Raw genomic sequence first — 15346 nt, 5'->3', positions numbered from 1 at the left:
AAAGCTGTATAGTTCAACCCCTTCTCCCACAAAGAAGTACTTAATTACTTTCAATCAAACCCATCCACTCCAAAAGGCAGTTTATTGCACTGATAAATCGAAATCTTTTTCTTCTTCTATTTCTGCTTTTATCCGCTCATTCAAATTTATTTTAGCGCCCTCCAGTAAAAAAACTGTTGCGCCAAATTCCCGTGAAAATGGGTTTTTTACTTCCCCGATTTTGGTGATCTTCTCAAAAAAGGGCTGTTCCTTTTTCCTTTCCGGGTCTTCTTCACTTGCTTCTCTAATTAAAATTAAATCTTTTATTGGCTTATCTATTTTAAACCAATAGAGATAATCGGCATTATAAGATACAGCATTTATATGCTTAAATTTAGAGTAGTAATTGATCGCGCCTGCCTGTCCGTAATTGTCTGTACGTACCAGCACTGCCGATTTGTCCTTTACTTTTGCATAAGCAAGATCGGTTAAGGCAGTCATTTCTTTCCAGCCCTGCATATCCGCATAATCTTGTGGCAATTGGTGGTTTTTTCCATCTTCCCAGTGTAACAATCCAACTTTTTCAAATCGATTGTGATTTGCAATAATCTGTTTTGGAGAATAGAGTGGCATAATTAAAGGCAGCGCATAAATAAACAACCCAATGTTAAAAGCCAGAAGCAAAGCAATCCATACATAGCGTTTGTAAAGGATAATCCCGAAATAAGTTGCTCCAAAAGCTAACAAAACAGGATATAAACCCAAGGCATAATAGTCTTTAGCCTTGAAATAGCTAAAAATAATCATGGTAAAAAGGTAGGTGAAAATTACCCATCGATATTTAGCAAATGGCTTATAAAAAATCAATGCGCCCATTCCAGCCAGTAGTATAAAAATACTGGTGGCAAAGAACAGTAATTGATTGATAAAGAAATCGACCCGATTAACATGAATGAGTTGTGTTTTCGCCAGTAACTTCATATGAGTAAGTACCGGAAAATCATGCGTAACCTGCCAGATTATATTTGGAGAAATGATCATTAAGGCAACCATAATCGCAAAATACAAATGCTTATTGGCAAATATTTTTCTGTTCGGGCTGATGATTATCGCAGGCAATAGGCCCATGATCAAAAAAAGAATATTGTATTTATTTAAAAAACCAAGTGCAAATGAAATCGCAAAATAATATAAGTACTTAGGCGCTGTTTGATCAAAATACTTAATCAGATAATAAAAACAAGCTGTCCAGGCTAGCACATCAAAAGAATTGGGTTGATAAAGGGTATTTAATCTTAAGAGTAATGAACATAGGCAAGCAACAGCAACAAAACATTTAGCTAACAGATTTCCTTTAAAATGCTCAACAATTTTCCAGCTAAATAAAATGGTTAATGCCCCAAATAAGGCAGGAAAAAATCTCACCCAAAATAGGCCATTACCCAGCCACTTAATCACTAAAGAAAATAATGAGGTTAGCGGAGGTACAGAAGTAAAACCTGCAGCCAGATGGTTGGCCTGATCTAAATGCAAAAATTCATCACGCTGTAATTCGTAAACTGAATTAACCAATACAAAAGATAAAACTAATTTTAAAATCAGAAAAAATGCAAGAAAGCTATACTCCTTCAGTCGGTTCGGATCTTCAACCTTCATGTTTATTTAAAATCAAAATCTTTGAAATAGATAATTGCATTTTTTGACAACCTCAACCCTGATTAGTTACATTAATGCAGTTCTTATCATAGTTATTCTTTATTTTTTGTATCAATGGTAATGGTAACAGGGCCATCGTTTAGCAAGGCAATTTTCATGTCGGCTCCAAAAATTCCCGTTTTCACTTTTTTCCCGAGTAACGCTGATAGCTTTTCAATCATTTGTTCGTACAATGGAATCGCCACATCAGGTCTGGCCGCTCTGGTAAATCCAGGTCGGTTTCCTTTTTTAGTTGATGCAAATAAAGTAAATTGACTGATCAAAAGGATATCGCCATTTACGTCAGCCAGTGCTTTATTCATCATTCCGTTTTCATCACCAAAAACACGCATGCCGATAATTTTCTGTGCCAGCCAATCCAGATCCTCTAAGCTATCAGCATCCTCAATACCAAGAAGCACTAGAAATCCAGTAGTTATCGCTCCTGTAATTTCGCCATCTACTGTGCAACTTGCTTGTGTAACTCTTTGTAAAACTGCCCGCATTTTATATTACTTTTGGTTGATAAATTTGATATGCACAAGATAAGTATTTTAGTGATTTCTGTATTTCTCTTCTTCGGTTGCAGGCAAAAATCGATTGTTCATCCAACTTTTTACTTTTGGAAAACTGATTACCATAACAATAAAGCGGAAACCGATTATCTTGATCAGTTTAAATCAAAAGCGCTATATGTTCGGATTATGGATGTCGACTTCGACCCAGATCATCAACAAGCCGTTCCTATTTCTCCAATCAAGTTTTCCGATCCACTGCCTCAGCAAATACAGATTATTCCAGTGGTATTTCTGGTCAACCGGATATTTAATGATACTGATTCCAATAAAACCAAAGTATTGGCCAACCGGATCGCCAATTTTGTAGATGCCAAAGTAAAGCAAGCCGGAAAACAAAATTATGCAGAACTTCAAATCGATTGCGACTGGACAAAAACCACCCGCGACCAGTATTTTGAATTTCTTAAACAATTGAAACGTCAGCCACTGTTAAAAGGGAAAAATATTTCAGTTACGCTCCGGTTACACCAGGTAAAAAACGTCGTAACAAGTGGTATTCCTCCTGTAGAAAAAGCAATGCTGATGTGTTACAATATGGGAAACCTGCGCAAATATGGCGATCAGAATTCCATTCTCGATCAGCATGAAATGGATGTCTACCTGAAAGATTATCTAAAAAATTATCCTTTGAAACTTGATGTGGCCCTACCGCTTTTTGAATGGGCAGTTGTATTCAGAAATAAGGCATACGCCGGAATTTCCAAGCGAATAAATAAGACTCAAATTGACGATAAAAAATTATTCAGACAAAGAGGAAACTCTATTTTGTATGATCTTTTGACAGATTACCCAGCCGCCGGATTAAAGCAAGGCGATGTAATTAGATGGGAAGAGATTTCCAATAAAAATTTACTTGCCACATCTACTTTTTTATCCCGATATTTGAAACCGGGAGAACGAAATCTTGTTTTTTATCACCTCGAAACCGACCTTTTAAAACATTTTACGCATGAAGACCTTCAAAAAGTTATCGTTAATTTCTAGTGTTTTCTTACTCACATTTTTCGGCGAAATCGCAGTTAATATTGCCTGCGGTGGCGAAGTAGATCCTTATGATTACTATATTTCTTATTTCCATAATAATGTTCAGGGAGATGAATACACACCTTTTGCCTTTAATCAAATGGCGTATTTGAATAGTGAGGAAGATGTGGTAAGTGAGTCGGAAATTAACAGCGAGGAATGGGGAAAGTACCTTGATGTTAAAGCGCAAGATGTGCATAAAATTATGTATAATGTAGATAGCGCAACAAATGTTAAGCTTACTAATTATAAAGGAGAAGTTTCATCTCTTCCGGATAGCTTGCAGAAAAACACCTTTATCCAGGCCTTAGCACAACATAAAGATGCATTAAAATACTACTCCTTTGCCAAAAGCACTGAACCATTTGCCAATGTGAACTTCGATATGTGGGACCCAAAACCACAAGATACTACGGCAATGGATGAATTGGCAAAAGTGGCGGTGAAATTAACAGAATCAGAAAAAGATAACTTCTTGAAATTACGTTATGCTTATCAGGCAGAAAGAATGTTTCATTATGCGGGCTTGCATACAGAGAGTAAAAACGTTTACGATAAATTCATCAAAACAAACAAAACCAAAAGTGCAGTAAAGGGATGGGCATTGGCGCTTTATGCCGGATCGACCAGAAGATTGGGCAATCCTGAAGAATCTGCCTTCTTATTTTCGAAAGTTTTTGCCACTAATCCCGAACGAAGGATACAAGCCTATAAAAATTATTATTACAACAGCGCTCCTGTAAATGGTGCTTTGAAATATGCTAAAACAAATGATGAAAAAGCCAGCATTTGGGCAATAAATGGTTTCGGAAATCCAGATTTCAACATCGAAAGCTTAAACAAGGTTTATTTGTATGAACCTAAAAGTCAATTAAACGGTGCGTTGTTGGTGAGAGAAGTGAACAAATTAGAACAAGCTTTAATTAAAGATAGTGATCTTGCTAAAATCTCTTACCAATACTACTTTTACGAGAGTGATAAGGGTAAATACAAGGATAGTGTGAAAACCCTGAACTTAAAACGACTTAATGAGATTAAAAATTTCGCTGTGAAATTGGCTGCCGAACAGAAATATCCACAACCAGAGCTGGGCACTTTAACAGCTGCCTATTTATCATGGATGGAAAATAAAGACCTCGAAGCATCGAATTATTTAGCAACATTAAATCCAGCTAAGCTGCCAGAAAAACTACGTGATCAATACCGGATTACCGATTTACTGATCAAAGCTAAAAACATCAAAAAAGGAAATCCTTTTAATGAGAATGAACTGTTACCATCTTTAAAGTGGCTGGATGAAAAACGATTTGCAGAAAACAAAACCGTACGAAACGGGCAATATGACGACTGGGCAAATGAGGATAAACGCTTTACCAGGACCACCAGAAATTTTTACCAGCAAATCTTAGCTCCTGCTTATCTTAAAATGGGCGATACTGCAAAAGCAGCACTTGCGATGGTGAAAGGCGATTTATCATACAACTTGATGAAAAATAATTCGCTTTTCAAAAATATGAGTTACCAGAGTACTTCGTTCTGGCAGCAATATTTAAGTCCGAAAAGTATGCAGGGCCTCGCAAATTACAAAACCAAAGCCAATGGAAATGATGTGGTTGCATTATTGGCAAAAGCTTTAAATAAGCTTAATAATGATGAATTTTATGAGCTTTGGGGTACAACATACCTGAGAACGCATCAATATGATAAGGCGGTTCAAATGTTTGCAAAGGTATCGCCAAATTATAATTATTCAGATCCAACAAATTGGTATGCTGATGATGCAAATGGACGACTTTACTCAAATCCATTTGTTCAAACCATTAATGATTTTCCTAAAAATTACGTACAGGCAAAAGCATCTGTTACCAAAAAAGCTTTTGCTGTAGAAATGCTTCGCCTGGAAAAATTAACGGTTAGCGATAAAAAAAATGCCGCTCTTTACTATTATAAAATGGCCAATGCCGTTTATCAAACAGGTTATTTCGGCAATAGCTGGTATTTAATCAGCTATGACTGGTCGTCATACGATAATAGCAGCCCAGCAAAATTTGTTTATGACGTTGATTACAAAAAAGCACAAACGGCAAAAGCCTGGTATTTGAAAGCCAGATCTTTGAGCACAAATGCAGATTTCAAGGCAAAATGCACTTTCATGCTGGCCAAGTGTGCACAAAAGCAAATCATTTTAAACGCAGGCTTAAGCTCCTTCAGCTATTGGGACAAAAAAGATGTGAAGTATAAAAATTTCATCAAGGCAAACTATAATAATCCCTATTTTAAAGAATTGAAGTTGACCTATAGTAAAACACCTTTCTATCAGGTTGCCGCCGGAGAATGCAGTTATTTTGGAGACTTTATTGCGGGAAGATAAGAGTTTAAAGCGAAAAGCTTAAAGACTAAAGCTAAAAGACCAAAGCTTAAAGCCACCGAACAACAATTTACGAAAAAAACTAACCATTTGAATCTGTATAATCCAACAATCTGTGAAATCAAGCCGAAGGTAACGATCAACGCCAAACGAAAACACACAACCAATCAAATCTGTGTAATCAAATCATCTGTGTAATCAACCCGAAGGTAACGAATTACCACCTAATCAACGCACTGGCCCAAGCGAAACCCGATCCAAAAGCAGCGAGGCAAACCAGATCACCCTCCTTGATTTTCCCGGCTTCCCAGGCTTCGCATAAAGCAATTGGAACCGAAGCGGCTGTGGTATTTCCATACTTCTGGATGTTATTGAAAACCTGGTCATCATTTAAACCCAATAGATTCTGCACATACTGACTGATGCGGAGATTTGCCTGATGTGGTACCAGCAGATTTATATCTTTTTCGGTAAGATTGTTTGTTGCTAAAGCTTCGCGAATTACTTCAGGGAATTTAACAACAGCTTTCTTAAAAACCGCCGGGCCATCCATATAAGGTAAAACAGCACCACTAGCTAAAATTTCTGGCGTCATGAATAATCCACCCAATTCCTGATCCGGAAAGGCCGGTTTATCTTTCATCCATTTATTGGCATGCGAGCCTGGATAATGCATCGCTAGAATTTCGGCATCAGCCCCATCGCTATGCAAATGTGTACTTAAAATACCTTTACCTTTTTCATCTGTAGGCTGCAACACTACTGCACCTGCCCCATCACCAAAAATCACTGATACATTTCTGCTGCGGGTTTCGAAATCCATAGCGAATGAATGTTTCTCGCTCCCCACTACCAAAACATTTTTATACATCCCGGTTTTTACAAACTGATCGGCAACTGAAAGGGCATAAACAAATCCTGAACATTGGTTGCGAATATCTAAAGCACCGATTTCGCCCATTCCCATTTCACGTTGCAATAAAACACCGCAACCAGGGAAATAATAATCAGGACTTAGCGTAGCAAAAACAATAAAATCAACCTCTTTAGCAGTGATACCAGCGCGCTCAATTGCTATTTTAGCTGCTTCAATCCCCATAGTGGTAGTGGTTTCATCATAGCGATCGGCAAAACGGCGTTCCTCAATTCCCGTTCGCTCCTGAATCCACTCATCATTGGTATCCATAAAACGACTTAAATCGGTATTGGTATAAACATTTTTAGGAACGTAGTAACCTATTCCTGCTATTTTAGATTGATGCATGTGGTTATTGATAATTTGGTTAAACAAAGTTAATCATTTATTGCCTAAGCCATTATTATTCGCAAAGGAACAAAATCTTGATACTTGATACCAAATACTTAATACTAATGTTTATTTTTGCACCATGTCTACAGAAACCAAAGAAGAGACCTTTACGCTCGAAGAAATTTTAACTTCCTTAAAAACCGTACATCGCCTTATTTTGTGGAATGATGATATCAATACTTTTGATCATGTGATTTATTGCATGATGAAATACCTGGATTACAACGAGTCGCAATCGGAAAAAATTGCATGGAAAGTGCATAATGATGGGAAATGCCCGGTTTTGGAAGGTTCCTTTACAGAGATGGAAGTGTATCGCAAAATTTTACAGCAAGAAGGATTAACGGTTTCGGTGGATTAGTGTGTTGCCTTTTAAAAAAATAATCACTATCTTTAAATAAGTAATTAAAGCCATGCAAGTTACATTAGAAATAAAGGACGATGATGCTTTATCAATTCTGGAAACACTTAAGAGTATTAAAGGAATTAGAATTAAGAATATTGATCAATCAAATGAAAAATATCTTACTGATTTAGCTAATGCTTTTAAAGAAACAGAATTAGCAGAAAAAGGAAAAATAAAATTAAAAAGGTTTGAGGATTTGATAAATGAAATTTGATGTACTCACATCATCCCTCTTCAATAAAGAATTTAAAAACCTCTGTAAAAAACACAATTCTGCAAAAAATGATGTCATTGCTTTTATAGAAGATCTTAAGGGAAACCCAATACAAGGCATTTCTATTGGTAACGATTGTTATAAGATAAGAATCGCTATCTCTAGTAAAGGAAAGGGTAAATCTGGAGGCGTCAGATTAATTACTAAAATACGTATCGTTAATGAAAAGATTTATCTTTTATCCATTTATGATAAATCAGAACGAGATTCTATTTCAGCTAAACAACTTGCAGCAGTTCTAAAATCGATTGAGAAATAATTAACTTTCTAACCTATCCAAAAGCATTTTCAACTCCGTCTGCGTACTTTGTGTTTTATCTTTCGCATACCATGAATGCAATTTTTCAGCTAAAATTGGCATCTCAGTTGTTTCCTTTTTCCATTCTTTTAAAAGTTCCTGTAAAACCTGTGGTCTAGGCGCCCAGGTAGCTAAAACCTGATCGGCGGCTTCATTTAATACGATTAAAACGGGAATTGCTCTGCCACCATTCGTTAAATGTGCATCAATTAAGGGGAGATTTTTATCGCGAAGCACGAATTTCAGATCGATTTTACCTAAAGATGCCACTGCTATTTTATTGAACACCGGAATAATTTGTGCCGCATCACCGCACCAACCTTCTGTAATAACTAAAAATTTATAATTGGCTTCGAAATGATCAATGATTGAAGACAAGTCATCGGTTAAACTAACAGTCTTATCTACACGAGTCATTCTTTGCACATTCATTTTAGTGTAATGCAGATCATAACTAGCCTCACTAGTAGATTTACCCTCTAATAAAAGCTGGTCGACCAGCGCACGATAGGTTTGATAATCCATTCCTTGTGCATTGAAAATTTCGCTATAATTAACCATGATATTTTTAAGAATATGACGCAAAGGAAAGGAGAAATTAAATCAGAATCATCACAGCTTTGCAAGAAATCGCTTCGCGGATGATTCCACAGATTTTTAGATTACACAGATCTTTCACAGACAAAATACAGTTACAGTTTGCTACGTTGGAGTTTGATTTCTAGCTGTGTTTTGAGTTCTATAAACCCGATTGAAATGGAAAGCCCGTAAGCGAGGCACGAGCGCGGACTTGTAATGAAAAGCGGGACTGCTGCAGCCGATATAAGCTGAAACCTGCTTTTCAAATGAATAAAAAGTTTTTGCTTAAGAAATAATTCAATTTAAACCGCCATCAATTTACTGAGGTGCTGCGTTAAGGCCACAAAATCATCAACGGTTAATTGTTCAGCACGTTTCTCAAAATAAATATGATCATCCATTTTATCTTTCGGCATCACAGCAGATACCGCATTACGCAAAGTTTTTCTTCGTTGATTAAAGCCTGCTTTAACTACACGCCAGAATAATTTTTCGTCACAATCCAACGTTTCTACGGCATTACGGGTTAAACGAATTACGGCTGAATGCACTTTTGGTGGCGGATTAAATGTTCCTGGTTTAACGGTAAACAGGTATTCAATTTTATAATAAGCCTGAAGGAAAACACTTAAAATTCCGTAATCTTTTGTACCTGCAGGCGAAGCACAACGTTGTGCAACTTCTTTTTGAAACATGCCAACCATCTCCACAACCTTATGGCGATTATCTAAAATCTTAAATAAAATCTGAGAAGAAATATTGTAGGGAAAGTTACCGATAATAGCAAACTGACCTGGGAAAATGGCATCAAAATCTAATTTCAGAAAATCACCATTAATTAAACGATCACCCAATTGGGGATACTTCTCATTCAGAAAATGGTAAGATTCCGTATCAATATCAATTAAGTAAGTTTGTAAATCTTCGCGTTTCAACAAAAAATCAGAAAGAATTCCCATTCCCGGCCCAACTTCTAAAACCTGATTATACTTGTCGGTATTCACCAAACTTTCTACAATCCGGTTGGCAATGCCCTTATCAGTTAAAAAATGCTGACCTAAATGTTTCTTCGCTTTTACTAAACTCATCTTTACGTTTTATTTTGCCACGGAGGCACAGAAATCACGGAAAAATGGTTTTGAAGAATGGAATAACACTATCTCTTCTCCGTGTATACCGTGTTTCTGTGGCTACTCTATTTTTCACAAAATAACTAATTTTTATCCGGTAAGCACCTGTTTAAACGAAAATCAGTAATTTGCGCTAAAATTTTCCAGTAATTATGAGCGATAAACTTAAAATAGGCATCAGTATAGGCGACGTGAACGGCATTGGTTTAGAGGTAATTATCAAAACGCTATCCAATCCGGCAATTTTAAATTACTGTACACCAATTGTTTATGGCCACACCAAGGTTTCGTCTTTCCATAGAAAGGCAAATAACCTCGGAGATTTTAGTTTTAACGTAATTAATCACGCCAATCAGGCCCAAGCGAAAAAAGCAAACATGATTAATTGCTGGGAAGAAGATGTAAAAATCGAACTTGGGCAGGTTACGGCTACGGGTGGAAAATATGCGCTTTTATCGCTAGAAAGAGCAACTGCAGATTTAGTAGCTGGCGATATTGATGCTTTGGTTACTGCTCCAATCAATAAACACAACATTCAATCAGAAACATTTTCTTTCCCTGGTCACACAGAATATCTTCAAGAAAAAAGCGGCAGTAAAGATGTGTTGATGTTTTTAATCAGCGAAGATTTACGCGTAGGTGTGGTTACAGGGCATATTCCTGTTAAAGATGTACCTACCGCTATCACTAAAGAAAAAATACTAAGCAAATTAAAGCTGATTAACGAAAGCTTGAAAAAGGATTTCTGGATCGAAAAACCGAAAATTGCAGTGTTAGGATTAAATCCTCACGCCAGTGATAATGGCTTATTAGGTGCAGAAGAAGCTGAGATTATTACACCTGCTATTCAGGAGGCTTATGATAAAGGCATGATGGCTTTCGGTCCGTATTCGGCCGATGGCTTCTTCGGAAATGGCAGTTACAAAAAATTTGATGCTGTTTTAGCCATGTATCACGATCAGGGCTTGATTCCTTTTAAAACTTTAGCTTTCCACAATGGCGTTAATTACACCGCAGGACTAAATTTTGTACGTACTTCTCCAGATCATGGAACAGGTTACGATATTGCGGGTAAAGATTTGGCAGATTCTACTTCCTTCACAGAAGCTTTATTTTCTGCGATCCACATTGTAAAAAACCGTAGAGAACAAGAGGAAATGTTAAGCGGCCAACTACGCGGTGGCGGTAAGGTGGTAGAAACGCAGTTCGATATTAAGGATGATGCTTCTTAAAAGGTAGAAGGTTGAGGGTAGAAAGGGTGAAGGTTTGCGAGACGAATATTCATCGGATGAATATCTACATCCTGCATATATTCATCCGATGACTATTCAAGTCAAGTATCTATAATGCTTTAGCTTCTAACTAAAACAAACTAAGGTAACTTAGGTGGTCATTTTTTTTATAATACCATCCTGAGCTTATCGAAGCACCGCATCTAAAAATTATTTCCACTCCTATTCAGTATTTTAGTTAAAATTAGGCATCAAACTGAAAATGAGTCACACTACAACCAGCAAGTACATCTTACCAACCATCGTAATTTGCCAGTTCTTTTGCACATCGCTATGGTTTGCAGGTAATGCTGTTTTGCCCGATATCATTAAGAGTTTTCCACTTGAAGTAAATCTTTTAGCCAATCTGACCAGCATGGTTCAATTCGGCTTTATCAGTGGCACATTGGTGTTCGCAATTTTTTCAATCTCCGATATCTTTTCGCCATCAAAAGTTTTCTTTATTTGTGGATTAGCGGCCGCATCGTTTAACCTGCCCATGTGCTCCGAATTATCAGATGTCCGACTTTTGCTTCTATTTCGTTTTTTAACCGGATTTATGCTGGCTGGGATTTACCCGGTCGGGATGAAAATAGCAGCAGATTATTTCAAGGATGGATTAGGCAAATCGTTAGGTTTTTTAGTTGGCGCGTTAGTTTTAGGTACTGCTTTTCCACATCTGTTAAAAACATTAACTACTAATTTTCCATGGGCGTATGTAATCTATACCACTTCATTTTTATCCATAACCGGTGCAGTAATCATTTTCTTATTCGTGCCCAGTGGGCCATTTAGAATGGCCGGGCAGAAATTTAATCTTCGGGCAAGCTTCAGCGGTTTTAAGAATCACAATTTCAGATCAGCAGCATTTGGATATTTTGGGCACATGTGGGAACTCTATACATTTTGGGCCTTTCTACCAGGCATGCTTATATTTTACAACAGTAAACATCCTACAGCATTATTAAATGTTTCACTGTTTTGTTTTTTAATCATTGCTTCAGGAGCATTCTCCTGCATGGCTGGCGGACTACTTTCACAGAGATTTGGAGCAAAGAAAATCGCAACGATTGCACTTGCGCTTTCAGGATTATGCTGTGTTTTATCGAGTGTTTTCCTTTTCATTGATTCAGTATACATCTTTCTCATATTCTTATTCATCTGGGGATTAAGCGCCACCGCCGACTCACCGCTATTTTCATCATTAGTGGCAAAAAATGCGCCCGAAAGGCTACGGGGAACTTCTCTTACTTTAGTCAATTGTATTGGTTTTGCCATTACCATTATCAGCATTCAAGTAATCAATCTTTTAGCTAAAGAGAGCAATTCTCATTATATTTATACAGTTTTAGCCATTGGCCCGGCTTTTGGATTATTGGCACTCAAAAAATAATTTATGCTAAGTAAAATTGGAATTTCAGTCATGATATTGGCCATGTGTATGTTTATTTTTGGCGTATCTCTATTTACCTACAGCGGAAATTTAAACCAGTTTACACAAAATTTAGGAGAGTATTCATTCTTCTTATGGCTACCAATGCTGATCTTAGGAACTCTCATTATTATAGTTTCAGAAATAATTAAATCTAAAAAATGAAATTAATATCACCAATTATAAAACCAGAAGAATTAACGTGGTTAAATCAAGATGATGAAATTGTTATTGTAGATGCCAGTGCAGGCTCCAAAGCACGCTATGACCAGCAACACCTGGCCGGCGCATTATTTGTTGATGTGAACGAGGATTTGGCTAACATTGGCGACTTCGCTAAAGGCGGCCGCCATCCATTACCAACTTTCGAACAGTTTGCTCAGCTTTTACAAAAGCTAGGCATCACAGCGCATACACGTGTTATTGTTTATGATGATAAAAATGGCGGTAATGCTGCAGCCAGATTGTGGTGGATGCTCAGGTCAATCGGCCATGAAAAGGTGCAGGTAATAGATGGAGGTTTCCAGGCCGCTGTTCAAACTGGATTTCCCACTACAAACAAAATAGAAAGCCCGAAATCGGTTGGCAAATACAAAGTTGAATCTTGGAACCTTCCCCTATCAGATCTCAATGAAGTAGAAAAAGTAGCTAAAACCGAAGATCACATGGTGATTGATGTGAGAGATGCCAGCCGCTTTGCGGGATTAACAGAACCTATAGATACTATTGCCGGTCATATTCCAGGTGCGACGAATATTCCCTTCACCGAAAATTTAGATACAAATGGCCGATTCCTCGCATCAGAAATTTTAAAAGAAAAATATGAGGAAGCTTTAAGAAACGCGAAACCAGAAAATGTGATCATTCATTGTGGATCTGGCATTACCGCCTGCCATACGCTTTTAGCAATGGATTACGCAGGCTTGCCTATTCCTAAGCTTTACGTGGGTTCTTGGAGTGAATGGAGCCGCAACAATAAGGAAATGATTTTGGCGAACTAAATTTAACTTACGAAGTCTTGCAGCGCTTTTGGCCTCCAAGACTTCGTAAGTTTGAAAATAACAGACCAAGTTTTCCTTACAAAAAGCAATGAAACTGATTTTCAAAATATTATAATTTGAACCACATCATTGAAAACCTGTTGCGATAACATCAACTATTTTTAAAAAACATTTTTAATCTAATTATTTTATCCATACATTTGCAGGCTAAAATTTTACAGTACTTTGAACCCATTAAAACAATTTTCTATACCGTTTACCGGACTAAAATTGGGAGCCCATCAGTTTGATTATGAGCTTGATGATAGTTTTTTTAATGCTTTTGAGTATTCGTTAATAAAAAGTGGTAATTTAAAAGTTAACCTGGAACTTGATAAACAAGAGACCATGTTGCTTTTAAAATTTAAAATTTTTGGAACTTTAAATTTAGACTGCGATAAATGTTTATCGGAGTTTTCTTACCCTGTTAACTTATACGAAAGACAAATAGTAAAGTTTGCAGAAGATGAATTGGAAAGTGATGATGAGGAGATTATCTCGTTAAGCCGTAAAGATTCTGAAATTGATATATCAGGCCCTTTATACGAAATTATTAACGTAGCGGTACCTTATATCAAAAACTGTGAGCAGGCAGATAAAGAGTGTGATCAGGAAATGATTGATCGTTTAGAAAAACTCTCTATTGATAAGCAAGCAGAAGAAAATGAACAAACAAGCGACCCACGTTGGGAAGCCCTTAATAAGTTAAAAAAATAATTAGATTATACACCAATGGCACATCCAAAACGGAAAATCTCGAAACAGAGAAAAAATAAAAGAAGAACACACTACAAAGCAGTGACTCCTTCTTTAGCAACTTGCTCAGCAACAGGTGCTATCCATGTACCTCACCATGCATATAACGTTGATGGTAACCTATACTATAACGGTAAATTGGTTATCGAAAATACTCAAATCGGGTAATTTTCTTAAGAAATTGTTTGTGTTTTCAGCGGCTTTAGTTATACCTTAGTCCACTGAAAATTTAGGATTTAACCTAACTTAACACAAACAGATTTTTTCTATGAAAATAGGCCTCGACATAATGGGCGGAGACTATGCTCCCAAAGCAATCGTTTTGGGAGCAATAGCAGCCCATCAATCGCTAAATGCTGGAGAACATTTAGTTCTTATCGGCGATACCGAACAGATTAAACCGATTCTCTCAGAAGAGGGTTTTAATCCGGATCATTTTGAATACGTTCATACTGATGAAGTTATTGGTATGGGCGAACATCCCACAAAAGCAATCGTTCAGAAACCGAATTCGAGCATTGCGGTTGGTTTTAACCTTTTAAAAGAAGGTAAAATTGATTCCTTCGCAAGCGCAGGTAACTCTGGGGCAATGCTAGTTGGCGCAGTATTTAGCGTTAAAACTATTCCTGGCATCATTCGCCCCTGTTTATGTTCTATTCTTCCAAAGCTTAAAGGCGGCACAGGTTTATTGTTAGATGTTGGTGCCAATGCAGATTGTAAACCAGATATTTTATTGCAATTTGGTGTTTTAGGCAGTTTATACGCCGAGAATTTATTCAAAATAGATAACCCTAGGGTTGCTCTAATGAATATTGGCGAAGAAGATGAAAAAGGCAACATGTTAAGCATGGCCACCTTCCCTTTAATGAAAGAGACCAGTCTTTTTAATTTTGTAGGCAACGTAGAAGGAAGAGATCTTTTTAATGATAAATCAGATGTAATCGTTTGCGATGGTTTTACTGGAAATGTAATGCTTAAATTAGCAGAATCTTTTTACGTAATCACCATCAAAAAAGGATTGAAAGATGAGTTTTTCGATCGATTTAATTACGAACAGTACGGTGGAAGTCCGGTTTTAGGTGTTAACGCTCCTGTTGTTATCGGACATGGAATTTCTAGTCCGCTAGCTGTTAAAAATATGGTTCTTCAATCCAGAGAAATGATCACCACAGGATTGGTAGAAAAAATTAGAATGGCATTTAAATAAA

The 15346-nt window shown here is 37.0% G+C and carries 16 protein-coding genes; 11 read left to right on the top strand and 5 right to left on the bottom strand.

Features of this window, described 5'->3' with window-relative positions; genetic code table 11:
* Positions 1 to 81: 81 nt before the first annotated feature.
* Complete coding sequence (locus ACN1CD_RS07260) at positions 82 to 1635, bottom strand: ArnT family glycosyltransferase (RefSeq protein ID WP_419129748.1); 1554 nt, start codon at positions 1633 to 1635, stop codon at positions 82 to 84.
* A gap of 92 nt (positions 1636 to 1727) precedes the next feature.
* Entirely contained in the window at positions 1728 to 2180 is a 453-nt protein-coding gene (dtd, locus tag ACN1CD_RS07255; protein ID WP_419129747.1) for a D-aminoacyl-tRNA deacylase, read from the bottom strand.
* 30 nt (positions 2181 to 2210) lie between these two features.
* Between dtd and ACN1CD_RS07250 the strand changes: the two genes are divergently transcribed.
* Both ACN1CD_RS07250 and ACN1CD_RS07245 read left to right on the top strand, forming a co-directional pair.
* A complete protein-coding gene (locus tag ACN1CD_RS07250) occupies positions 2211 to 3236 on the top strand; it encodes a hypothetical protein (RefSeq protein WP_419129745.1) in 1026 nt (341 codons plus the stop codon).
* Positions 3202 to 5646 carry a hypothetical protein gene (locus ACN1CD_RS07245; protein ID WP_419129743.1) on the top strand — a complete coding sequence of 815 codons (2445 nt, stop codon included), beginning with the start codon at positions 3202 to 3204 and terminating at the stop codon, positions 5644 to 5646. Before ACN1CD_RS07250 ends, ACN1CD_RS07245 begins: the two co-directional genes overlap by 35 nt.
* A gap of 214 nt (positions 5647 to 5860) precedes the next feature.
* Here the strand turns inward: ACN1CD_RS07245 and ACN1CD_RS07240 are convergent, their stop codons facing one another.
* Positions 5861 to 6934: a 3-oxoacyl-ACP synthase III family protein gene (locus ACN1CD_RS07240; RefSeq protein WP_419129741.1), complete on the bottom strand. Its 1074-nt coding sequence runs from the start codon at positions 6932 to 6934 to the stop codon at positions 5861 to 5863.
* Between the two features lie 97 nt (positions 6935 to 7031).
* Here ACN1CD_RS07240 and ACN1CD_RS07235 point away from each other — a divergent pair, with 97 nt between their 5' ends.
* Genes ACN1CD_RS07235 through ACN1CD_RS07225 form a run of 3 tightly spaced genes read left to right on the top strand, consistent with a single transcriptional unit; the run spans position 7032 to position 7891 of the window.
* A complete protein-coding gene (locus ACN1CD_RS07235) occupies positions 7032 to 7313 on the top strand; it encodes an ATP-dependent Clp protease adaptor ClpS (RefSeq protein ID WP_088302569.1) in 282 nt (93 codons plus the stop codon).
* A gap of 52 nt (positions 7314 to 7365) precedes the next feature.
* A complete protein-coding gene (locus ACN1CD_RS07230; protein WP_419129739.1) occupies positions 7366 to 7572 on the top strand; it encodes a hypothetical protein in 207 nt (68 codons plus the stop codon).
* Positions 7562 to 7891, top strand: a complete 330-nt coding sequence (locus ACN1CD_RS07225; protein ID WP_419129737.1) for a type II toxin-antitoxin system RelE/ParE family toxin — start codon at positions 7562 to 7564, stop codon at positions 7889 to 7891. The genes ACN1CD_RS07230 and ACN1CD_RS07225 overlap by 11 nt, the downstream gene beginning before the upstream one ends.
* Here the strand turns inward: ACN1CD_RS07225 and ACN1CD_RS07220 are convergent, their stop codons facing one another.
* Together ACN1CD_RS07220 and rsmA are read right to left on the bottom strand one after the other, a co-directional pair.
* Positions 7892 to 8491 carry a thioredoxin family protein gene (locus ACN1CD_RS07220; RefSeq protein WP_419129735.1) on the bottom strand — a complete coding sequence of 200 codons (600 nt, stop codon included), beginning with the start codon at positions 8489 to 8491 and terminating at the stop codon, positions 7892 to 7894. It abuts the gene before it with no gap.
* A 320-nt stretch (positions 8492 to 8811) separates the two neighbouring features.
* Entirely contained in the window at positions 8812 to 9597 is a 786-nt protein-coding gene (rsmA, locus tag ACN1CD_RS07215; RefSeq protein ID WP_419129733.1) for a 16S rRNA (adenine(1518)-N(6)/adenine(1519)-N(6))-dimethyltransferase RsmA, read from the bottom strand.
* Between the two features lie 194 nt (positions 9598 to 9791).
* On the opposite strand from rsmA, the gene pdxA reads away from it, so the two are divergent.
* From pdxA to plsX, 6 genes are all read left to right on the top strand, one after another.
* Complete coding sequence (gene pdxA / locus ACN1CD_RS07210; RefSeq protein ID WP_419129731.1) at positions 9792 to 10871, top strand: 4-hydroxythreonine-4-phosphate dehydrogenase PdxA; 1080 nt, start codon at positions 9792 to 9794, stop codon at positions 10869 to 10871.
* A gap of 262 nt (positions 10872 to 11133) precedes the next feature.
* Positions 11134 to 12303 (top strand): MFS transporter, encoded by a 1170-nt coding sequence (locus tag ACN1CD_RS07205; RefSeq protein WP_419129729.1) that lies wholly within the window; start codon positions 11134 to 11136, stop codon positions 12301 to 12303.
* Positions 12304 to 12503: 200 nt separating this feature from the next.
* On the top strand, positions 12504 to 13343 hold the full coding sequence (locus ACN1CD_RS07200) for a sulfurtransferase (protein WP_419129727.1): 840 nt from the start codon (positions 12504 to 12506) through the stop codon (positions 13341 to 13343).
* A 225-nt stretch (positions 13344 to 13568) separates the two neighbouring features.
* Positions 13569 to 14099 carry a YceD family protein gene (locus tag ACN1CD_RS07195; RefSeq protein ID WP_419129725.1) on the top strand — a complete coding sequence of 177 codons (531 nt, stop codon included), beginning with the start codon at positions 13569 to 13571 and terminating at the stop codon, positions 14097 to 14099.
* 15 nt (positions 14100 to 14114) lie between these two features.
* Positions 14115 to 14306, top strand: coding sequence for a 50S ribosomal protein L32 (gene rpmF, locus ACN1CD_RS07190; RefSeq protein WP_419129723.1), 192 nt, complete (start codon positions 14115 to 14117; stop codon positions 14304 to 14306).
* A gap of 100 nt (positions 14307 to 14406) precedes the next feature.
* A complete protein-coding gene (gene plsX, locus ACN1CD_RS07185) occupies positions 14407 to 15345 on the top strand; it encodes a phosphate acyltransferase PlsX (protein WP_419129722.1) in 939 nt (312 codons plus the stop codon).
* Position 15346: the final 1 nt, after the last annotated feature.

It is taken from the genome of Pedobacter sp. N23S346 (assembly GCF_048515415.1).
GTDB lineage: Bacteria > Bacteroidota > Bacteroidia > Sphingobacteriales > Sphingobacteriaceae > Pedobacter.
The sequence above is the reverse complement of the archived record's forward strand: the minus strand, read 5'-3'. Positions and strand labels throughout refer to the sequence as shown.